The sequence below is a fragment of the Streptomyces spiroverticillatus genome (assembly GCA_014650415.1).
GTDB lineage: Bacteria > Actinomycetota > Actinomycetes > Streptomycetales > Streptomycetaceae > Streptomyces > Streptomyces spiroverticillatus.
In genome coordinates, this window is record BMUX01000006.1 from 55,785 (window position 1) to 77,446 (window position 21,662).

Consider the following 21,662-nt stretch of genomic DNA (forward strand, 5'->3'; position numbering starts at 1 on the left):
ATGACCGCACTATGGCTAAGGAAAAGGACCCCAAGCGCAAGATCATCGCGCAGAACAAGAAGGCCCGGCACGACTACACCATCCTCGACACCTACGAGTGCGGTCTCGTGCTCATGGGCACCGAGGTGAAGTCCCTGCGGCTCGGCAGGGCGTCACTGGTGGACGGCTTCGTGCAGATCGACGGCGGCGAGGCCTGGCTGCACAACATCCACGTACCGCTGTACTCGCAGGGCACCTGGACCAACCACGCCGCGCGGCGCAAGCGCAAGCTGCTGATGCACCGGGCGGAGATCGACAAGCTGGAGTCGAAGTCGGGCGAGACCGGCCACACGATCGTGCCGCTCGCGCTGTACTTCAAGGACGGCCGGGTCAAGTGCGAGATCGCGCTGGCCAAGGGCAAGAAGGAGTACGACAAGCGGCAGACGCTCCGCGAGAAGCAGGACACGCGCGAGACCAACCGGGCCATCGCCGCGGTGAAGCGCAAGGAGCGCGGGTACCTCTAGCCTTTATTGGCTGGCATCGGCGGACGATGGTCACGTACGATGGAACATGTCGCACCCCACATGGTGATGGGTCAGGCGACGGGGAAGGTGGCGCAAGCCCCCGGACCCACTTTGAAAAATCAACATGGGGATGATCGGTTTCGACAGCGGATGTCGAAGCAGGGGAAGCGTGTCGAGGAAGCGGCAATGATCTCGTAAACCATATGTCGCAACCAATAATCGCCAACACCAAGCGCGATTCCTTCGCCCTCGCTGCCTAAGTAGCGACTTGCGAAGTGTCAGCCCGGGGGTGATCCCGACCCGGATCCTGGCATCATCAAGGGATCTAAACTCACCGTCCCGGTCACGGGGACGGTGAGGAAATCAAACAGTGACTGAGCCCGTCGGAGACTTGTCTGCGTGATCTCCGGGGCCGAGAAAATCGCAGCAGACTGCACACGGAGAAGCCCTGATTCTGCACCGTTGGACGCGGGTTCGATTCCCGCCATCTCCACAAGCCCCATGTGAGACCAAGGCCCGGCCGCCTCGAGCGGCCGGGCCTTCGTCGTGTCCGGGCGGGCCCACTGTCGTATGCGTCACGTGATGTCTTATCTGCCCTAGAGATAGGGGGTAAATAGGTCGAATCGGACACGGAACGATCCATTCCGGCTCTGGATATGTCATTGATGTGTGACAAGAGTGCACTCGCGAGAAGCTCTGTCACCCGCGTGCGCTACATTCGACGTCCGGGTGCAGTGTGATAGGGACGCTTGGACGGGTGGGGGCCCGGGCCGACGGCGGTTCCATTTGGTCGCGCGCGCCCACCGATGAGCCAGTCAGTGGGGGATGTGCGAAGAGCCGTGAAGAACACTCCTGAGGGTGCCCAGACCGGGCAGACCCGCCAAATACGCCAGATACGCAACGCCGACGACCGGACGATGCAGATCAACTCCGTCGGCGCGCACTTCGGACAGCGCCGGCACGAGCCTCCGCTGCTCCCGGAGCTGTCCACGGAGAGCGCCGACGGGCCGGTGTTCGTCGACGAGAGCGGCCGCCGCGGCAAGAAGCTGCGCCGGATCGGCTGGGTGCTGGGCGCGGTGTGCGCCGCCTACGCCGCGATGCTCATCATCTCCCTGATCGGCGGCAACTCCCTTGCCCCGGGGCTGCCGGTGCCGGACTTCGCCTCCGACAAGACGGCGGAGAAGGTCAAGTCCGACCCCGACCCGACCCCGTCCGTGCCGAAGCCGGACGGCGTCCCGCCGGTCACCGGCGGCGAGGTCCCCGCGGGCACCCAGACCGCCGGTGCCACCACCGGCAAGGTCCCGGCCGGCGGCGCCAAGAAGGACGACGCCAAGGACGGCAAGACCCCGGACAAGCAGGTCCCGGACAAGCAGAAGCCCGGCAAGACGGCCGGCAACGGTGACGCGACCGGCGGTCAGAAGCCGCCGCCGGACCCGACGGGCGGTCAGAAGCCCCCGCCGGACCCGACCGGCGGCCAGAACCCGACCGGCGGTCAGAACCCGACCGGTGGCCAGAACCCGACCGGTGGCCAGAACCCGACTGGCGGTCAGAACCCGACCGGTGGCCAGAACCCGACCGGTGGCCAGAACCCCACGGGCGGCACCGAGACCGGCGGCACGACTCCCACCGGTGGCACCGACCCCATTCCTGACCCGGTCAACAACCCGGCGAAGTAGAAGGCACGGCACGTAGATGTCCAACCCTCGCAGGCGTTCCTCCCAGGGCGCCCGCCGCTCCGCCGCGCGCGCACGCACGCCGCGCAACCGGCGGCGCTGGTTCCCCATGCGGTACCTGTTGCCCTCGCTGGTCCTCGTCGCCCTGATGGCGATGCTGATGCTGCGTGGTTACGTCCACAACGAGATCGACTCCGACCAGACCGGCGCCCGCCCGCCCGTCGACCAGGGCACGGTGCCGGAGGTCATCAGCAAGGGCGGCCCGGTCATCGACACCCGGGACCCGAAGAAGCCCGAGGCGCGGCACGTCAAGGACAAGCACGTCGTCATCACCTTCGACGACGGTCCGGACCCGAAGTGGACGCCGAAGGTTCTGGACAAGCTGAAGGAGTACGGCGCCCACGGCGTCTTCTTCGTCGTCGGCTCCAACGCCACCCGCTACCCGGACCTCGTCAAGCGCATCGTGGACGAGGGTCACGAGCTGGGTCTGCACACCTGGAACCACCCCGACCTCTCGTACAAGACGCGCGACGGCATCGACTCGCAGTTCTCGCGCAACCAGCTCGCGATAGCCGGGGCGGCCGGGGTGCACACCTCGCTGTTCAGGCCGCCCTACTCGTCGTTCGCCTACGCCTTCGACGACGCCAGCTGGCCGGTCGCCAAGTACGTCGGCGAGCTCGGTTACCTCACGGTCGTCAACGACACCGACTCCGAGGACTGGAAGCGGCCCGGCGTCGCGGAGATCATCAAGCGCGCCACGCCCAAGACCACCAAGGGCACCGTCGTGCTGATGCACGACTCCGGCGGTGACCGCACGCAGACCATCCAGGCGCTGGACCAGTTCCTGCCGGACATGCAGAAGCGCGGCTTCAAGTTCACCAACCTCACCGAGGCGATGGGCTATCCCTCGGCGCACTCGGCGGTGACGGGTCCCGAGCTGTGGAAGTCGAAGCTGTTCCTGACCGCGATCACCGTCTCCGACGGCATCACCGACACCCTCACCTGGGGTCTGGCGCTCGTCGGCTCGCTGGTCATCGCCCGCTTCGGCCTGATGCTGATCCTTTCCTTCGTGCACGCCCGCAAGGTACGGAAACGAGGGTTCCGCTGGGGGCCGGAAGTCACCAGACCGGTCACCGTGCTGGTGCCCGCGTACAACGAACGCGAGTGCATCGCCAACACCGTGCGCTCCCTGATGTCCAGTGACCATCCGATCGAGGTCATCGTCATCGACGACGGCTCCACGGACGGCACCGCCGACATCGTCGAGCAGATGCGCATCCCCAACGTCCGGGTGGTCCGCCAGCAGAACGCGGGCAAGCCCGCCGCGCTCAACAACGGCATCCGGCACGCGCGCTACGACATCATCGTGATGATGGACGGCGACACGGTCTTCGAGCCGTCCACCGTCCGCGAGCTGGTCCAGCCGTTCGGCGACCCGCGCGTCGGCGCGGTCGCGGGCAACGCGAAGGTCGGCAACCGCGACTCGCTGATCGGCGCCTGGCAGCACATCGAGTACGTGATGGGCTTCAACCTGGACCGTCGCCTCTACGACATGCTCGGCATCATGCCCACCATCCCGGGTGCGATCGGCGCGTTCCGTGCGGACGCCCTGCACCGGGTCGGCGGCATGAGCGAGGACACCCTCGCCGAGGACACCGACATCACGATGGCCTTCCACCGCGAGGGCTGGAGGGTCGTGTACGCGGAGGACGCGCGCGCCTGGACCGAGGCGCCGGAGTCCGTGCAGCAGCTGTGGTCGCAGCGCTACCGCTGGTCGTACGGCACGATGCAGGCGATCTGGAAGCACCGCCGCTCGATCATCGAGAAGGGCCCCTCGGGCCGCTTCGGGCGCGTCGGCCTGCCGATCGTCTCGCTCTTCATGATCGTGTTCCCGCTGCTGGCGCCGCTGATCGACATCTTCCTGATCTACGGCTTGGTCTTCGGGCCGACCGGCAAGACCGTCATCGCCTGGTTCGGCGTGCTGATGCTCCAAGTGATCTGTGCGGCCTACGCGTTCCGGCTGGACAAGGAGAAGATGACGCATCTGCTGTCCTTCCCGCTCCAGCAGATCCTGTACCGCCAGATCATGTACGTCGTCCTGCTCCAGTCCTGGATCACCGCCCTCACCGGCGGCCGGCTGCGCTGGCAGAAGCTGCGCCGCACCGGTGTGGTCGAGGCGCCGGGGGCCCTGCCGGGCCAGCGGCGCGAAGAGGAGAGGTGGCCGGTCGGATGAGCCACGGATATCCGGGCCCGAACGGCAGTCACTATCCCGAGGACCAGGGTTACGGTCCCGAGTACGACGCGGACGGCTTCCCGCTGCCGCATCAGTCCGGCACCGGCCCCGCCCCCCAGCAGGGGGGCGGCGGCTGGCCGACGGTCCGCAACAACCCCGGTCCCGCGCTGCCTTCCGCCGCGTACGGTCAGGGCCAGACCGCCGGCTACCCGCAGGCGTACCCCCAGACCGGCGGCTACCCGCAGCAGCCCCAGCAGGGCGGCTGGCCCCAGCAGTCCCCGCAGCAGGGCGGTTACGCCCCGCAGCAGGGCGGCGGGCACGGGAACGCCACCACGGCGTTCCCGCCCGTCGGCGGCGGTTACGGCGGACAGCAGGAGGAGACTCCGGCGTTCGCCAGGACCGCGGTGGGCGCTCCGACCCGGCAGCAGCCCGCGTGGGGCCGCGACGAGGCGGAGACGGACCCGTACGGACCGAGCACGTCCGCCTGGCCCCAGACGGCGGACGCGGACGGGCTGGACCGCACCGACGCCCCCGCCGAGGAGAAGCCCGAGGAGACCCCGGAACCGGCCGCGCCCAAGAAGCCCGGCCGTGACCGCTACCTCGACCTGCTGCGCTCCATCGCGCTGGTCCGCGTGGTGCTCTTCCACGTCTACGGACAGGCGTGGATGACGATCATCTTCCCGTCCATGGGCGTGATGTTCGCGCTGGCCGGTTCGCTCATGGCGCGCTCGCTGAGCGCGCGGTCGGCGGGCCAGGTCATCAAGAGCCGTGTGCGGCGACTGATGGTGCCGGTGTGGGTGTTCGCGATCGTCACCCTCGCGCTGATCTTCAACGGCGGCTGGAAGCCCACCGCGGGCGAGGACGGCGAGTCGATCATCTGGTGGTGGATCAGGCTCGCCTGGTGGTTCGTGCCGGTGGGCGCGGCGACCGGTCCCGACGAGGTCGGCTCGCCGGGCGGTCTGCTGGATGTCAGCTGGGCCGCGCAGACCTCGGGTCCGCTCTGGTACATCCGGGCGTACCTGTGGTTCGTCATGCTCTCGCCGCTGATGCTCAAGCTGTTCCGCAAGCTGCCGTGGCCGACGCTGCTCGCGCCGCTGGCGCTGTCCGCGGTGCTCGGCATGAAGCTGATCGAGATCCCCGGTGAGACCGGCAACGCGATCACCGACTTCACGACCTTCGCGTCCTGCTGGATGCTCGGCTTCGCCCACAACGAGGGCACGCTCAAGAAGCTCAAGCCCTACATGATCCCGTCGTTCGCGGCGGTGCTGATGGGGCTCGGCCTGTGGTGGGCGGGCACGCACATCGGCGAAGCGGGCTGGAACTTCGACGAGATCCCCACGGCGAACGCCCTGTGGTCGCTCGGCTTCTGTGCCGTGCTGCTGCACTACTCGCCGTCGTGGGAGGTCCTCCCGGACAAGCTGAAGGGCTTCGACACCCCGATCACCCTGGCCAACAACCGGGCCGTGACGATCTATCTCTGGCACGAGATGGCGATCATGCTGACGATCCCGGTCATCGACCAGATGTGGTCGCTGGGGTCGCTGCCGGTGGTGGGCGAGCTGATCAACGCGAACCTCGGCAAGCTCTACCAGGTGCTGATGTTCATCCTGGCCTGGCCGTTGATCGCCGCCGCGATCGCGGGCTTTGGCTGGGCGGAGGACGTCGCCGCCAAACGCAAACCGAGGCTGTGGCCCAACGGGGCCAAGAAGAAGCCCCGGGCCTGACCCGCCGAACGAAGCGCCCGCTCGTCCCCTTGCAGGGGGGCGGGCGGGCGCTTCTGCGTTCCGGGCGAGCACCCCCGGTGCCGGGCGCGGTGTGAAAAGGCCCCGTGGCACCGGGGGTTCCGGTGACGCGCACCGAAGGGCACTCTGGAGGGCACGGGGGACCGGCGGCGAGCCCGGAGGCCAGCGACATGGGCGTGAGCAACACAGGCACCGGCACCAACACCTTCTGGTGGTTCGACTCCGGCCGGGTCTGCCTGGACCTCCTCGCCACCCGGGCCCGGGGCCACGAACTCCTCTCCGGTGCGAAGGAGTTGGCCGAGTGGGCCGTGGGTGCGGGCCTGGTCCCCGCCGGAACCCCCCTGCGCCCCGACCCCGGCTGGACCCCCCGCTTCCGCCGCCTCCGCGACCAGATCGCCGACGTCCTGGACGGCGGCAGGGGCCCCGCCCTCGACGAGGTCAACGCCCTCGCCGCCCTGCCCCCGCCCGCCCCGCGCGCCGTCCGCACCCCCGACGGCACCCTCGCCCGCGCCCTGGCCGCCGAGCCCCGCTGCGAACAGCTCCTGGCCGTGCTGGCCCGGGACGCCGTCGCCCTGCTCACCGACCCCGTCGCCCGCACCCGCCTGCGCCGTTGCGAGGGCGACACCTGCGACCGGCTGTACCTGGACACCTCCCGGGGGCGCCGCCGCCGCTGGTGCTCCAGCGAGACCTGCGGCAACCGGGAGCGGGTCGCCCGCCACCGCCGCCGCGCGGCCGTCTCCGCCGCCGGCCGGGCGTGAGCGGGGGGCGGGCGGGGATGCGTACGGAAAAGATCTTGCGCCCCCGTTGAGTCGCGGGCACCCGCCCGTCCGTATGGACCCTCGAAGAAGTTCCGACGGGGTCGACCGGGAGGCTTAAGGTGCGCGAGGATGCGGCCGTGGCCGATGAACGTCCGCAGCGCGGGGCACGGCATGTTCGCAGCGCCGGGCAGGGCGACGTCAACACCCCCTCCCCGGAGGAGGAGTTGATGCGTTCGCTCTACCGCGAACACGCCGGTCCGCTGCTCGCTTTCGTCCTGCGACTCGTCGCGGGGGACCGTCAGCGCGCCGAGGACGTCGTGCAGGAGACGCTCATCCGTGCCTGGAAGAACGCCGGTGCGCTCAACCGGGCCACCGGCTCCGTCCGACCCTGGCTGGTGACGGTCGCCCGTCGCATCGTCATCGACAACCACCGCAGTCGGCAGGCCCGGCCGCAGGAGGTCGATCCGTCGCCGCTGGAGGTCATGCCCGCGGAGGACGAGATCGACAAGGCGCTGTGGTTGATGACGCTCAGCGATGCACTCGACGATCTGACGCCCGCCCACCGGGAGGCGCTCGTCGAGACCTACTTCAAGGGACGTACGGTCGGTGAGGCGGCCGAAGTCCTCGGAGTGCCCAGCGGGACCGTGCGCTCCCGCGTCTTCTACGCGCTCCGCTCCATGAAACTGGCTCTTGAGGAACGAGGTGTGACGGCATGAGTGCACAGGACAGCGAGTCGGTCCACGACGCCGTCGCCGCCTACTCCCTCGGCATTCTGGACGAGTCCGAGGCCACCGCCTTCGAGGCCCACCTGGCGGGCTGCGACTACTGCGCCGCCCAGCTCGACGACTTCGCGGGGATGGAGCCGATGCTCGCCGCGCTGGCCGAACCCCCGGGCCCGCCAAGGGAGTTGACGCCCCCGAGCCCGGCCCTGCTCGCGAACCTCGTCGGCGAGGTCGCCGTACAGCGCAGCCAGCAGGCCCGTCGCAAGAGGCGCGGCCTTTACCTGGTGGCGGCCGCCGCCGCGGTCGTCATCGGCGGTTCGAGTGCTGTCGTCCTCGCGGCGGCGGACAACGGCCCCGGACGCCTCCAGGCCGCCCCCGACCCCCACCCCACCAGCCCCGCCGAGGACGCCTTCTTCCACCACATGGAGAAGAAGACGCAGGCCACCGACCCGGTCACGAAGGTCACGGCCGTCGTCGGCACCGAGAAGAAGGGCTGGGGCACCCACACCGTCCTGGAGCTGAAGAATGTGAAGGGCCCGCTGAAGTGCAGCCTGGTCGCCGTCTCCAAGAAGGGCGAGGAGGAGGTCGTCAGCAGCTGGTCGGTCCCGAAGTGGGGGTACGGCATCCCCGACAGCCCCCACAAGGCCGCCAAGAACCCGCTCTACGTGCACGGCGGAGCGGCCATGGACGTCAACGAGATCGACCACTTCGAGGTCCGGACATTCGACGGCAAATCACTGGTCAAAGTCGAGGCCTGACATAACGGTCCCCTTCGCGTACGGTTGACGGCTGCCCAGTGCACGTCAGAAGGGGGCCTCGGTGGCCGCGCAGGATGCCGCTGTCGATTCGGTCCGCGACCGTGAAATCGGCGTGGAACAGGATCATCTGGATCAGGTGTACCGCCGTCTTGAGGAGAAGATCCACGAGGCCGAGTTCCTGATGAACGACGCCGCCCAGCGGGGTCAGGTCGGCACGCCCGGCGCGCTCGCCGAGCGCGACGCGCAGGTCTTCCGGGCGGGGGTGCACCTCAACCGTCTCAACAACGAGTTCGAGGACTTCCTCTTCGGCCGGATCGACCTGCTCCACGGCAAGGACGGCAAGAAGGGCCCGGACGGCGCGTTCACGTCCGTGGAGCCCGCCGACGACGCCGTACGGGAGGACCTCACCGCCGACATCGGCGAGACCCTCCACATCGGCCGCATCGGGGTCCTGGACTCCGACTACGCGCCGCTGGTGATCGACTGGCGGGCGCCCGCCGCCGCGCCGTTCTACCGCTCCACGCCCAAGGACCCGGGCCGGGTCGTGCGCCGGCGCGTCATCCGCTCCAAGGGCCGCCAGGTCCTCGGCGTCGAGGACGACCTGATGCGGCCCGAGCTGACCGCCTTCCTGAACGGCGACAAGCTCGCCGTGATCGGCGACGGCGCGCTGATGGCCGCCCTCGGGCAGGCCCGCAGCCACACCATGCGCGACATCGTCTCCTCCATCCAGGCCGAGCAGGACCTCGTCATCCGGGCCCCCGCCGCCTCGGTCACCGAGGTCGCGGGCGGCCCGGGCACCGGCAAGACCGCCGTCGCCCTGCACCGCGCCGCGTACCTCCTCTACCAGGACCGCAGGCGCTACGCGGGCGGCATCCTGATCGTCTCGCCGACCCCGCTGCTCGTCTCGTACACCGAGGGCGTCCTGCCCTCCCTCGGCGAGGAGGGCCAGGTCGCGATCCGCGCGCTGGGCTCCCTCGTCGACGGGGCCGAGGCGACGACGTACGACGAACCGAACATCGCCCGCATCAAGGGCTCCTCCCGCATGCTCAAGGTGCTCCGCAAGGCCGCCAGGGGCGCGCTGGAGACGCCGGGCGCCCCCGTGGCGGAGGAAGAGGGCCAGCTGTCCTTCGGGGACTTCGGCGACCCGGAGGAAGAGGCTCCGCAGGCCGTACGGACCGACCTGCTGCGGGTCGTGGCGTTCGGCGCGCGCCTGGAGCTGGAGGCCGGCGACCTCCAGCGCATCCGCAACACCGTCCTGTCCGGCACCGCCCCGGTCAACCTGCTGCGCCCGCGCGCCCGCAAGCTCCTCCTGGACGCCCTGTGGGCCAAGTCCAACGGCCGCGCCCGCTACACCGACCCGGAGCTGGCCGCCGAGCTGCGCTCCTCCTTCGACGACGACGTCTCGTCCGAGGACTCCTTCCTGGCCTTCCTGAGCGCCTGGTGGCCGGAGCTGACCCCGCGCGGCGTCCTCGCCGACATGGCCGACGAGAAGCGCCTCGCCCGCTGGGCCCGGCGCATCCTCAACCCGCGCGAGGTCCGCCAGCTCGCCCGCTCCCTCAAGCGCGACGAGCTGTCCGTGCACGACGTCGCCCTCCTCGACGAGCTCCAGCTCCTCCTGGGCACGCCCGCGCGTCCGAAGAAGAAGCGCGAGTACGACCCGCTGGACGCCCTCACCGGCCTCGAGGAGCTGATGCCGCAGCGCGAGGAGACCCAGTGGGAGCGCGCCGAGCGCCTGGCCGCCGAGCGCACCGAATACGCGCACGTCATCGTCGACGAGGCGCAGGACCTCACCCCCATGCAGTGGCGCATGGTCGGCCGGCGCGGACGCACCGCGACCTGGACGATCGTGGGCGACGCCGCCCAGTCCTCCTGGACCGACCCCCAGGAGGCCGCCGAGGCCCGCGACGAGGCCCTGGGCTCGCGCCCGCGCCGCACGTTCGAACTGACGGTCAACTACCGCAACCCGGCGGAGATCGCCGAGCTGGCGGCCAAGGTCCTGGCGCTGGCCGCCCCCGACATGCAGTCGCCGCGTGCGGTGCGGTCGACGGGGGTCGTGCCGCGATTCGTCTCCGTACGAGACGATCTTGAGTCGTCCGTACGGGAGGAGGCCCGGCGCCTCCTGGAGCAGGTGGACGGCACCGTCGGCGTCGTCGTCGCGATGAACCGGCGCGCCCAGGCGCGGCGTTGGCTCGCGGACCTGGGGGAGCGGGTGGTCGCGCTCGGCAGCCTGGAGGCGAAGGGGCTGGAGTACGACGCGACGGTGGTCGTGTCGCCCGCGGAGATCGCCGAGGAGTCCCCGGCGGGGCTGCGGGTGCTGTACGTGGCGCTGACGCGTGCGACGCAGCAGCTCACGGTCGTGTCGGGGAAGCGGGACACCCCTGATGAGGACGGGGTTCCGGCGCTGCTGCGGGACTGATTTCGAGTCAACTGCCCTACTGGGAATCACTTCCGTGGAGGGTTTGTTAGTCTCGAATGTGACACCGGCTCGATCCAAGCCCCCGGGCCCAACCTTAGTCGCTTCGAGCGACCACTTGCCGCGAGGCGAGCATGGCGGGCCGGTGTCGCTTGACTGTTGAGGAAGAGGTCCGGAGCGCTCTTTTGAGCACTCCGGACCTCTTTTTTTGGGGCTTCCGCCAGAGGGCAGGTTCTCGTATGGTGGAAAACAGTTTCCGAAAATGAAGCGCCCATTACCTGCTACCCGCCGGTAGGTGCGACGATCGGACTGCGTTGCCCGGTTTCGGACCGGAGCGGCGTAGCAATGAAGCTAGGGAAAGCAGAGGAAGTCGGCCATGGCAACGGCGCCCAGCGTCTCGTACTCGATGACGGTCCGACTGGAGGTGCCCGCGAGCGGCACCTCGGTCAGCCAGCTCACCTCGGCCGTCGAAGCCTCCGGCGGCTCCGTGACCGGCCTCGACGTCACCGCATCCGGCCACGAGAAGCTGCGGATCGACGTCACGATCGCCGCCACCTCGACCTCGCACGCCGACGAGATCGTCGAGAAGCTGCGCGGCGTCGAGGGGGTCGTGCTCGGGAAGGTCTCCGACCGTACGTTCCTGATGCACCTCGGCGGCAAGATCGAGATGGCGTCCAAGCACCCCATCCGCAACCGTGACGACCTCTCGATGATCTACACGCCGGGCGTCGCCCGCGTCTGCATGGCCATCGCCGAGAACCCCGAGGATGCGCGCCGCCTCACCATCAAGCGCAACACCGTCGCGGTCGTCACCGACGGCTCCGCGGTGCTGGGCCTGGGCAACATCGGCCCGATGGCCGCCATGCCGGTCATGGAGGGCAAGGCGGCCCTCTTCAAGCGCTTCGCCGACATCGACGCCTGGCCGATCTGTCTGGACACCCAGGACACCGACGAGATCGTCTCCATCGTCAAGGCCATCGCCCCCGGCTTCGCGGGCATCAACCTGGAGGACATCTCCGCGCCGCGCTGCTTCGAGATCGAGGCCCGGCTGCGCGAGGCCCTGGACATTCCGGTCTTCCACGACGACCAGCACGGCACCGCGATTGTGGTCCTCGCCTCACTGACGAACGCACTGCGGGTCGTCGGCAAGTCCATCGGTGACGTCCGCGTCGTCATGTCGGGCGCCGGCGCCGCCGGTACGGCCATCCTCAAGCTCCTCATCGCGGCGGGCGTCAAGCACGCCGTCGTCGCCGACATCCACGGCGTGGTGCACGCCGGGCGCGAGGACCTGGTCTCCGCCGACGCTCCCGGTGCCGGCGGCGCCGCGCTGCGCTGGATCGCCGACAACACCAACCCCGAAGGGGTGACGGGCACCCTCAAGGAGGCCGTCGTCGGTGCCGACGTCTTCATCGGCGTCTCCGCCCCGAACGTCCTCAACGGTGACGACGTGGCCGCCATGGCGGAGGGCTCCATCGTCTTCGCGCTGGCCAACCCCGACCCGGAGGTCGAGCCCTCAATCGCCCGTCAGACGGCGGCAGTTGTGGCCACCGGCCGCTCGGACTTCCCGAACCAGATCAACAACGTGCTGGTCTTCCCCGGCGTCTTCCGCGGCCTCCTGGACGCGCAGTCGCGGACCGTCAACACGGAGATGATGCTGGCCGCCGCGAGCGCGCTGGCCGACGTCGTCACCGAGGACGAGCTGAACCCGAACTACATCATCCCGTCGGTCTTCAACGACAAGGTCGCGGGTGCCGTGGCGGGCGCCGTCCGCACCGCCGCCAAGGCCGCGGGCGCGACTGTGACGGGTCCCACGTCCGCCTGACGCGCGGCGCGTCGCGGGTCGCGGCGTATCCGGGGCACCTCTAGGGTGGCGGGCAATGAGCCTGCGGAACCCGGTCGTCCCGGGGGCCGCGGCCCGTAAGCAGTCCGCGACAGTGAAGTCGACGGAGCGTCACGACACGAGGCAGTGACGCTCTCCTGGTGACCTTCGGGTGACTCTGCCGGGTGCCGGATTGGCTTTCCCGCCGCTGGTGGGGGCAGGATGCGTAACCGGGCGCGAGGGTCTGAACACCAGACCCGGTCCGGGGACTGTCCTAGAGCCCTGGCAGCATCGGCTTCGCTGTGCCCCAACATGCGGCTCCGCCGCGTGGCACGCCTCACAGGCAAGAAGAACACGGGAGTAACAACATGAACCGCAGTGAGCTGGTGGCCGCCCTGGCCGACCGCGCCGAGGTGACCCGCAAGGACGCCGACGCCGTGCTGGCCGCGCTCGCCGAGACCGTCGGCGAGATCGTCGCCAAGGGCGACGAGAAGGTCACCATCCCCGGCTTCCTGACCTTCGAGCGCACCCACCGTGCCGCTCGTACCGCTCGTAACCCGCAGACCGGCGACCCGATCCAGATCCCGGCCGGTTACAGCGTGAAGGTCTCCGCGGGCTCCAAGCTCAAGGAAGCCGCCAAGGGCAAGTAACACCCCCAGGCGACACAGGCTGAACCTTCAGGGGGCGGCCGTCCGGAATACGACGGACGGGCGCCCCCTGTGGTGTGTCCGGGTGCCGTCTAGCTGTCTGCGATGTGTACGTCCTCCAGGGAGGCGTACAGGTACGTCCTGGGCCCCGGCTCGATCCCGGGCACCGACGGGACCGCCAGGAGCCTGCAGCCCGCCGCCAGCGCCGCCTGGGCGCCCGTGGGGGTGTCCTCCACGGCCAGACACTCCGCCGGGTCCGCGCCGAGCGCCCTCGCGGCGGCCAGGTACGGGTCCGGGTGGGGCTTGCCGCGCTCCGTCTCGCCCTGCGTGATGGAGGCGGCGAAGCGTTCCGCGCCCAGTCCCTTCAGCACCAGGTCCGCGACCTTCCGCTCGGACGCGGTGACCAGGGCGACGGGGATCCCCAGCTCCCGGGCCCGGTCCAGGAGGCGCATCGCGCCCGGCTGGACGCTCACCCCGGCCGCCACCAGCTCCGTGAACTCCCGGTCCAGGCGCTCCGCCGTGCCCAGGACGCCGTGCCGGTCGGCGAAGAGTGCGGCGGCGGTGTCGATGGCGGCCCCGGCGAAGGGGGCCAGCACCTCGGGCGCGGGCTCGATGCCGTGCTCCTCCAGCAGGGCGGCGACCACCTCCAGCCACTGGTGCTCGGTGTCGACGAGGGTGCCGTCCATGTCGCAGAGCAGGGCGGCGGGGCGGGGGAGTGCGGGCAGGGTCATGGGCGGCCTCTCGGGTTGCTGCGGATGCGTGATCGGTGCGCGCAGTGTGCCGGGGCCACGTGAACACTTGGTGGGTGTACGGGGCAAGGGGTTGGCCGCAGGAGGTTGCCGGTGGGCCCTGAGCGCCTGCCGGGGACGCTGGGGCGGCGGGGCGCGCCCCAAGTGCCCGGGGGCGTTGACGGAGCCCCTGGGGCGCTGGATCGTGGACCGGACCGGGGACGCCTCATGTGCCCCCGACTCGCGCGCCGGGCGGGGTGAACCGGCGTGCGGACGTGCTAGCGCCGGGGGGCGGCATGGGGGCAGGGGATCGTTCGCGCGACGACGGCGGCCGGGGCCCGCGGGACGGGGACCGGGACCCGCGGGAGGTGCGGGACGCGGTGGAGTCCGGGGGCCGGTGGGATCCGCGGGAGCCGAGGGACGCGGTCGAGGACGCGGGGCCTCGGGGGGAGTCGGGGCCGGTGGTTTCCGGTGCGCCGGCCGGGGCGACGCAGTCGGCGGCCGAGCGGGGGCCGCAGTCGGCGCAGGCCTCGGAGCCGCCGCCGCTGCCGGCGGGGGTGGAGAGCGCGAGGGAGACGGCGAGTCCCGGGCGGGGAGCGGGGGCTGACGGGGCGTCGGGGGCCGGGTCGTCCGTCGGGTCGGCCGTCGGGTCGGCCGTCGGGTCGTCCGTCGGGTCGCCGTCGGGCGGTAGTGCGGGGGCGCATCCCGGTGGGCCCGGGGATCCTGCCGGGTTCGGGCCGCCGCCGGGTGTGCCTGGGGGGCCGCCTGCCGGGTCGCCGCCCGGTACCGGTGCGGGTCCGTATCCCGACGGGCCCGGGGGTGCCTCCTCCGGGTTCGGGCCGCCTCCGCCTGCGGGGCCTCCTCCTGCGGGATACGGGCCGCCGCCCGGGCCGATCGGGTACGGGCCGGTGCCTCCGCCGCCGAGCAGGCCGCCGGAGGTGGGGCCGCCGCCGGAGGCGGACGCGGGGCGGGCGGTCGGGGCCGGGTTGCTGAATCTTTCGGGGCTCGGGCTCGGATACGTACTCCTGCGGCAGTGGCCGCTCGCCGGGGTGTGCCTGGCCGCGACGGCCGGGTTGCTGGTGTACGCCCTGCCCGCCGACGTGGACGGGGTGTCGGGGTGGGTCGTGCTGGGGTACCTCGCGCTGCTGGTGCTGGCCGGGCTGGACGGGGCGCGGCGCGGGCTGCGGGCGCGGCGGCCGCTGCCGGTGAAGCCGTACGTGGCCCTGGCGCTCGGCGTCGTACTGCTGGCGCTGCCCGCGACCGGGACGGTGCTCTACCGGGGCGCGCAGGAGGAGGCCGTGCAGGACATGCTGCTGGGGCGGCTCGCGGAGGCGGACGCGCGGGTGGCGAAGGCGGCGGCGGGCAGCTTCGCGCAGGGGAAGGGCGAGTACGAGGCGGCACTCGCGGCGTACGGGCGGCTCGTCGACGACCACCCGCACTCACGGGCCGCCGAGCTGGTGCCCCGTCGGCTCTCCGCGTACTACAGGGCGGTCGGCGCTCCGTACGAGAAGGGCGAGCGCTGCACTGCCGTCGAGCCGCTGAAGCACCTGCGCACCGTACCGGGACGGATCGACGTGGGCGCGGTCGACGGCCTCGCCGCGTGGCCCGACGCGCGGCTGGCCACGGCGCTGTACGACTGCGGGATGCAGGGGCTGGGGACCTCCGGCGGCGGGGAGCTGGGCGAGCTGATGGCCACCTTCCCCGAGTCGCCGCAGGCCGGGCGGGTGGAGTCGGGGGTGCGGGCCAGGATCGCCGACCGCAGGAAGAGCCTGGGCGGCCAGGACCCGTGCCCGGTCTCCGCCGAGCTGGAGCGCATCCGTACGACCGCGTCGGGGCTGCCCGGCACCACCGCGACCTCGCTGCGCGGCGACGCCGACTCCGCCGTCGAGGCGGGCACCTGGGAGTGCGGGCTCGACCAGTTCGAGGACAAGGACTTCGCCAGGGCGCGCACGACCCTGACCGGTTTCGCCGACACCTACGGCAGCAGCCCGAACGCCGGGCGGGCCCGCACCGTCGCCATCGCCGCCGAGATCGCCGCGGCGCGCCCGGCGGCGGGGGCCGGGCTGCCGCCGGAGCGGGCACCGGGCGGGGCGAGGATGCCGTACGTGGTCAGCAACGACTCCACACGGCCCACCGTGATCCTCTACACCGGGCCGGTGACCGGGAGCTTCACCATGCCGCGCTGCGCGGACTGCACGTCGTACAGCACCCGGGCGGCGGCGCAGGGCTCCGCCTGCAAGGACGGGCGGAAGTCGTACCCCAAGCACCGGCTGTCGCTGCCCGCCGGGACGTACTACTTCCTGGCGAAGCCGGAGGGCGGCCAGGGGGAGAGCGAGGGCGTGCTGGAGAGCTCGGTGCGGCCGGGGTACCGGTACACGCACTGCACGTACCGGGTGAACCGGTTCGGGATCGACCTGCCGAGTCCGCCGGGGACGCGGACGGGGTACTGAGTACGGGGTGCTGATACGCCGCTGGGGGCGCCCGCCGCTTGTCGCGCGGGGCGCCCCCAGGGACGTACGAGACGAGGTACTAGACGAGCGCGCCGCCCGGCAGTTCGACCTTCGCGCCGAGCTTTTCGAGCTTCTCCATGAAGTTCTCGTAGCCGCGGTTGATCAGGTCGATGCCGTGCACGCGGCTCGTGCCCTGTGCGGCGAGGGCCGCGATCAGGTACGAGAAGCCGCCGCGCAGGTCGGGGATGACGAGGTCGGCGCCCTGGAGCTTGGTGGGGCCGCTCACGACCGCGGAGTGCAGGAAGTTGCGCTGGCCGAAGCGGCAGTCGGAGCCGCCGAGGCACTCGCGGTAGAGCTGGATCTGCGCGCCCATCTGGTTGAGGGCGGAGGTGAAGCCGAGGCGGGACTCGTAGACCGTCTCGTGGACGATGGAGAGGCCGGTGGCCTGGGTGAGGGCCACGACCAGGGGCTGCTGCCAGTCGGTCTGGAAGCCGGGGTGGACGTCGGTCTCCAGCGCGATGGACTTGAGCGCGCCGCCCGGGTGCCAGAAGCGGATGCCCTCGTCGTCGATCTCGAAGGCGCCGCCGACCTTGCGGTAGGTGTTGAGGAAGGTCATCATCGAGCGCTGCTGGGCGCCGCGCACGTAGATGTTGCCCTCGGTGGCGAGCGCGGCCGAGGCCCAGGAGGCCGCTTCGAGGCGGTCCGGGAGCGCGCGGTGCGTGTAGCCGTCGAGCTTGTCGACGCCGGTGACGCGGATGGTGCGGTCGGTGTCCATCGAGATGATCGCGCCCATCTTCTGCAGGACGCAGATGAGGTCTTCGATCTCGGGCTCGACGGCCGCGTTGGACAGCTCGGTGACGCCCTCGGCGAGGACGGCGGTGAGCAGGACCTGCTCGGTGGAGCCGACGGAGGGGTACGGGAGGCGGATCTTGCAGCCGCGCAGGCGCTGCGGGGCCTCCAGGTACTGGCCGTCCGCCCGCTTCTCGATGGTCGCGCCGAACTTGCGCAGCACCTCGAAGTGGAAGTCGATGGGGCGCCCGCCGATGTCGCAGCCGCCCAGACCCGGGATGAACGCGTGGCCCAGACGGTGCAGCAGCGGGCCGCAGAAGAGGATCGGGATGCGCGAGGAGCCCGCGTGCGCGTCGATGTCGGCGACGTTCGCCGACTCCACGTGCGAGGGGTCCAGGATCAGCTCGCCCGGCTCCTCGCCGGGGCGGACCGTGACGCCGTGCAGTTGGAGGAGCCCGCGTACGACGCGTACGTCGCGGATGTCGGGCACGTTGCGCAGTCTGCTCGGACCGCTGCCGAGGAGGGCCGCGACCATCGCCTTGGGGACGAGGTTCTTGGCGCCGCGGACGCGGATCTCGCCCTCCAGCGGAGTGCCGCCGTGGACAAGCAGTACATCGTCAGTGCCGGTCATGTATCTCGCGTTCCGGAATCGTCGGGCAGGGGGCCAAGAGGAAAGGGTAATGGGCTGATGCCCCCGTTCAGCGTGTGTGAACGGGGTGGACGTACGTCATGAATTCGCCACAACACGCTCTGTTTTACGGGCATCAGCGGAGGGTTACGGTCCGGTTGTGTTCGGGCGTGCGCGCTCCCGTTGCTGCCGTGCGCCCTGAGCTGGGGACCTGTTCGGGCTGTCACGGACTCCCCGCAGAGGGCGAAACTGCGGGATCATGTGCCGCATGACGGAGGTGTCCTCGCTCACAGGGCGGCTGCTGGTGGCGACCCCGGCACTCGCGGACCCGAATTTCGACCGTGCCGTGGTGCTGCTCATCGACCACGACGACAAGGGCTCGCTCGGCGTGGTGCTGAACCGGCCCACGGCGGTGGGGGTCGACCAGATCCTCGCGCCCTGGGCCGAGCTGGCGGGCGCGCCCGGGGTGGTCTTCCGGGGCGGGCCGGTCTCGCAGGACTCGGCGCTGGGGGTGGCGGTGGTGCCCGGCGCGGACCCGGTGGGCAGGCGCGTGGGGGTGGGGCCCATGGGGTGGCGGCGGGTGCACGGGGCGATCGGTCTCGTCGACCTGGACGCGCCGCCGGAGCTGCTGGCCGCCGCGCTCGGCTCGCTGCGGATCTTCGCGGGGTACGCGGGGTGGGGGCCGGGTCAGCTGGAGGACGAGCTGAACGAGGGGGCCTGGTACGTCGTCGAGTCGGAGCCCGGGGACGTGTCCTCGCCGCGGCCGGAGGGGCTGTGGCGGGAGGTGCTGCGGCGGCAGCGCAGCGGGCTGGCGATGATCGCGACGTATCCGGACGATCCTTCGCTGAACTAGGGCGGGTCGGCTTCCGGGTGGCCTTGTACCCTTGGCCCGTATGAGCACTCTTGAGCCCGAGCCCGAGCGCGGGGCAGGTACGGGGACACTTGTCGAGCCGGTTCCGCAGACGTCGCGCGGCGACGGGGACCACGAGCGGTTCGCCCACTATGTCCAGAAGGACAAGATCATGGCGAGCGCCCTGGAGGGCACTCCCGTCGTGGCGCTCTGCGGCAAGGTGTGGGTCCCGGGCCGCGACCCGAAGAAGTACCCGGTCTGCCCGATGTGCAAGGAGATCTTCGAATCCCTTGGCGACAAGGGTGGCAAGGGCGGTAAGGACGGCAAGGGCGACAAGAAGTAGCCCCTCGTTCTGATTTCTGATCGTTGAGGGCAGCCCCCTCACGGTGCGTTGACGCGCGCCGTGAGGGGGCTGTTTTGCGTCCGGGGCGTGCGCGTTTGTGTTCGGGGGTTGTTCGGGCCCGGGGGGCCGCCTAGTCTCCTGCCTGTTGTGTTGTGCAGTACGAAACGTGCGTTGCAGAGAATGCAACGGCGCTTACTCGACAGGGGTTTCCGTACATGAAGCGCATCGTCCGAACTTCCCTGCCCGCGGCGGCACTTGTCCTGACCGGTGTGCTGGCGGCGAGCGCCTGCGCCCCGCAGACCTCCGGCGGAGGCGGCGCCAAGAGCGACGAGAAGAGCGGCACGCTCCGGGTCTGGCTGTTCCAGGAGGTCTCCAACGGCCCCAAGAAGAAGGTCGTGGACTCCGCGGTGGCCGCCTTCGAGAAGGCCCACGCGGGCACGAAGGTGGAGGTGGAGTACATACCCGTCGACACCCGCGCCCAGCGCATCAAGGCCGCCTTCAACGACCCGAAGAGCGCCCCCGACGTGATCGAGTACGGCAACACCGACACCGCCGGATACGTCCGCGACGGCGGACTGGCCGACGTGAGCGCCGAGTTCGGGGCGTGGGCCGAGGCGAAGGACACCGACCCCACGGCCAAGCAGTCCGTCACCGTCGACGGCAAGGTGTACGGCGCGCCGCTCTTCGTGGGCGTGCGCGCGCTGTACTACCGCACCGACGTCCTCAAGGAGGCCAAGGTCGAAGTGCCGACGACCCAGGCCGAGTTGATCACCGCCGCCAAGGCGCTGCACAAGGCGAAGCCGGACATGTACGGGCTGGCCGTCGGCGGCGCGTACACCTACGGCGCGATGCCCTTCGTCTGGGCGAACGGCGGCGAAATTGCCACCGGGAGCGGCTCCTCGTACAAGGCCGCCATCAACAGCGAGGCCGCTCGCAAGGGCATCACCGCCTACACCTCGCTCTTCGGCGACGACAACTGCCCGGCCGCCAAATGCGCCAAGATGGGCGGCAACGACACCATCACCGCCTTCGCGGCCGGCAAGGCGGCCATGTCGATCGGCGGCGACTTCAGCCATGCGGCCGTCGAGGCGGGCCCGGTGAAGGGCAAGTACGCGGTCGTACCGCTGCCGGGCATCGAGAAGGGCTCCGTCGCGCCGGCGTTCGCGGGCGGCAACAACATCGGCGTCATGAAGTCCACTTCGCGCCGCACGCTCGCCGTCGACCTGATGAAATCGCTGACCTCGAAGAAGACCCAGGGCGAACTCTTCGACGCGATGGGCTTCCTGCCGACCTTCAACGACGTGCGGGAGGCGGCGGCGAAGAAGGAGCCGTTCGTGGCGCCCTTCGTGAAGACGCTCGGCGCGGGCACCAAGTTCGTTCCCGCGTCGCCCGGTTGGGGGCAGATCGACGCCTCGCTCGTGCTGCCGACGATGTTCCAGCAGATCGTCAGCGGCAAGAGTGACGTGGCGAAGGCGTCCGACGAGGCGGCGAAGAAGATGGACGAGGCGTTCGGAGCGGCGGCCAAGTGAGTTCCGTACCTGTGACCGCGCCTGCGGGGCCGGGGTCGGGGCCCGGAGCGGGGTCGGATTCGGCTTCGGTGGGCAAGCGCGGGTCCGCTCCGGCGGGGCGCGGGGGCGGGGCGTCGGGCCGCGGGTCCTCGCGCCGTGGCCCGGCGCGCTCGCCGCGCGGGCGTGCCGGGTGGACGCCGTGGCTCTACCTGGCCCCCGCCCTGGTCGTCCTCGCGGCGCTCCTCCTCTACCCGATCTACCAACTTGGCCTGATCTCGTTCCTCGAATACACCCAGGCCCAGGTCAGCGGCGGCGAACCCACCACCTTCCAGGGCTTCGGCAACTACGCGGCGCTCTTCGGCGACGGGCAGTTCTGGCAGGTGCTGGGCGCGACGGTGGCCTTCGCCGCCGCGTGCGTCGTCACGACCCTCGCGGTCGGGTGCGCGCTGGCCGTCCTGCTGACGCGGGTGCGGGCGCTGCCCCGGCTCGCGCTGATGCTGGCGGCGCTGGGGGCGTGGGCGACGCCCGCGATCACCGGCTCCACGGTGTGGGTGTTCCTCTTCGACCCGGACTACGGGCCCGTCAACCGGCTCCTGGGCCTCGGCGACTTCTCCTGGACGTACGGCCGCTACAGCGCCTTCGCGCTCGTCCTGCTCGAAGTGGTCTGGTGCTCCTTCCCGTTCGTGATGGTCACCGTGTACGCGGGGATCCGGGCGATCCCGGGCGAGGTGCTGGAGGCGGCGGCGCTGGACGGGGCGTCGCAGTGGAAGATCTGGCGCTCCGTCATGGCGCCGATGCTGCGGCCGATCCTGGTTGTGGTCACCATCCAGTCGATCATCTGGGACTTCAAGGTCTTCACCCAGATCTACGTCATGACGGGCGGCGGCGGCATCGCGGGCCAGAACCTCGTGCTGAACGTGTACGCGTACCAGAAGGCCTTCGCCTCCTCGCAGTACAGCCTCGGCTCGGCGATCGGCGTCGTGATGCTGCTGATCCTGCTCGCGGTGACGCTCGTGTACTTGCGGTTGATGAGGCGTCAGGGGGAAGAGCTGTGAGCGCGGTTGAGGTGCCTTCGGGGGTGACGGCCGGGGCGACCGG

The 21,662-nt window shown here is 70.7% G+C and carries 17 protein-coding genes and 1 other RNA gene; 16 read left to right on the forward strand and 2 right to left on the reverse strand.

All coding sequences use genetic code 11. From position 1 onward, the window contains the following. The first annotated feature begins 11 nt into the window (after positions 1-11). The 11 genes from smpB (at position 12) to IE269_RS17550 (ending at position 13,271) form a co-directional block, all read left to right on the forward strand. Positions 12-503 (forward strand): SsrA-binding protein SmpB, encoded by a 492-nt coding sequence (gene smpB, locus IE269_RS17500; protein WP_189823944.1) that lies wholly within the window; start codon positions 12-14, stop codon positions 501-503. 126 nt (positions 504-629) lie between these two features. Next, positions 630-999, forward strand: a transfer-messenger RNA (tmRNA) gene (ssrA, locus tag IE269_RS17505). Between the two features lie 343 nt (positions 1,000-1,342). Then, the gene (locus IE269_RS17510; RefSeq protein WP_189823945.1) at positions 1,343-2,179 is read left to right on the forward strand and encodes a hypothetical protein; all 837 of its coding nucleotides are present in this window, start codon (positions 1,343-1,345) and stop codon (positions 2,177-2,179) included. Between the two features lie 106 nt (positions 2,180-2,285). After that, positions 2,286-4,409 carry a bifunctional polysaccharide deacetylase/glycosyltransferase family 2 protein gene (locus IE269_RS17515; RefSeq protein WP_189824266.1) on the forward strand — a complete coding sequence of 708 codons (2,124 nt, stop codon included), beginning with the start codon at positions 2,286-2,288 and terminating at the stop codon, positions 4,407-4,409. Then, entirely contained in the window at positions 4,406-6,133 is a 1,728-nt protein-coding gene (locus tag IE269_RS17520) for an acyltransferase family protein (protein ID WP_189823946.1), read from the forward strand. Before IE269_RS17515 ends, IE269_RS17520 begins: the two co-directional genes overlap by 4 nt. Positions 6,134-6,321: 188 nt before the next feature. Further along, a complete protein-coding gene (locus IE269_RS17525) occupies positions 6,322-6,909 on the forward strand; it encodes a CGNR zinc finger domain-containing protein (protein ID WP_189823947.1) in 588 nt (195 codons plus the stop codon). Between the two features lie 119 nt (positions 6,910-7,028). Beyond that, positions 7,029-7,625 (forward strand): sigma-70 family RNA polymerase sigma factor, encoded by a 597-nt coding sequence (locus IE269_RS17530; protein ID WP_189823948.1) that lies wholly within the window; start codon positions 7,029-7,031, stop codon positions 7,623-7,625. Then, entirely contained in the window at positions 7,622-8,389 is a 768-nt protein-coding gene (locus tag IE269_RS17535; RefSeq protein WP_189823949.1) for an anti-sigma factor family protein, read from the forward strand. The genes IE269_RS17530 and IE269_RS17535 overlap by 4 nt, the downstream gene beginning before the upstream one ends. A 61-nt stretch (positions 8,390-8,450) precedes the next feature. Beyond that, positions 8,451-10,805 (forward strand): HelD family protein, encoded by a 2,355-nt coding sequence (locus IE269_RS17540; RefSeq protein ID WP_189823950.1) that lies wholly within the window; start codon positions 8,451-8,453, stop codon positions 10,803-10,805. Between the two features lie 373 nt (positions 10,806-11,178). After that, complete coding sequence (locus tag IE269_RS17545) at positions 11,179-12,624, forward strand: NAD-dependent malic enzyme (protein WP_189823951.1); 1,446 nt, start codon at positions 11,179-11,181, stop codon at positions 12,622-12,624. 365 nt (positions 12,625-12,989) lie between these two features. Next, positions 12,990-13,271, forward strand: coding sequence for an HU family DNA-binding protein (locus IE269_RS17550; RefSeq protein ID WP_003954777.1), 282 nt, complete (start codon positions 12,990-12,992; stop codon positions 13,269-13,271). An 89-nt stretch (positions 13,272-13,360) separates the two neighbouring features. Here IE269_RS17550 and IE269_RS17555 read toward each other — a convergent pair whose 3' ends face one another. Continuing rightward, entirely contained in the window at positions 13,361-13,999 is a 639-nt protein-coding gene (locus tag IE269_RS17555) for an HAD family hydrolase (RefSeq protein ID WP_229897929.1), read from the reverse strand. 905 nt (positions 14,000-14,904) lie between these two features. Between IE269_RS17555 and IE269_RS17560 the strand changes: the two genes are divergently transcribed. After that, positions 14,905-16,446, forward strand: coding sequence for a hypothetical protein (locus tag IE269_RS17560; protein WP_189823952.1), 1,542 nt, complete (start codon positions 14,905-14,907; stop codon positions 16,444-16,446). A gap of 79 nt (positions 16,447-16,525) precedes the next feature. Here the strand turns inward: IE269_RS17560 and murA are convergent, their stop codons facing one another. After that, a complete protein-coding gene (gene murA, locus IE269_RS17565) occupies positions 16,526-17,866 on the reverse strand; it encodes a UDP-N-acetylglucosamine 1-carboxyvinyltransferase (protein WP_189823953.1) in 1,341 nt (446 codons plus the stop codon). A 265-nt stretch (positions 17,867-18,131) separates the two neighbouring features. Here murA and IE269_RS17570 point away from each other — a divergent pair, with 265 nt between their 5' ends. The 4 genes from IE269_RS17570 (at position 18,132) to IE269_RS17585 (ending at position 21,619) form a co-directional block, all read left to right on the forward strand. Then, positions 18,132-18,716, forward strand: coding sequence for a YqgE/AlgH family protein (locus IE269_RS17570; protein WP_189823954.1), 585 nt, complete (start codon positions 18,132-18,134; stop codon positions 18,714-18,716). A 40-nt stretch (positions 18,717-18,756) separates the two neighbouring features. Further along, the gene (locus IE269_RS17575; RefSeq protein WP_189823955.1) at positions 18,757-19,056 is read left to right on the forward strand and encodes a DUF3039 domain-containing protein; all 300 of its coding nucleotides are present in this window, start codon (positions 18,757-18,759) and stop codon (positions 19,054-19,056) included. Positions 19,057-19,271: 215 nt separating this feature from the next. Beyond that, the gene (locus IE269_RS17580; protein ID WP_189823956.1) at positions 19,272-20,585 is read left to right on the forward strand and encodes an extracellular solute-binding protein; all 1,314 of its coding nucleotides are present in this window, start codon (positions 19,272-19,274) and stop codon (positions 20,583-20,585) included. A gap of 68 nt (positions 20,586-20,653) precedes the next feature. After that, positions 20,654-21,619, forward strand: a complete 966-nt coding sequence (locus tag IE269_RS17585; RefSeq protein WP_229897928.1) for a carbohydrate ABC transporter permease — start codon at positions 20,654-20,656, stop codon at positions 21,617-21,619. Positions 21,620-21,662: the final 43 nt, after the last annotated feature.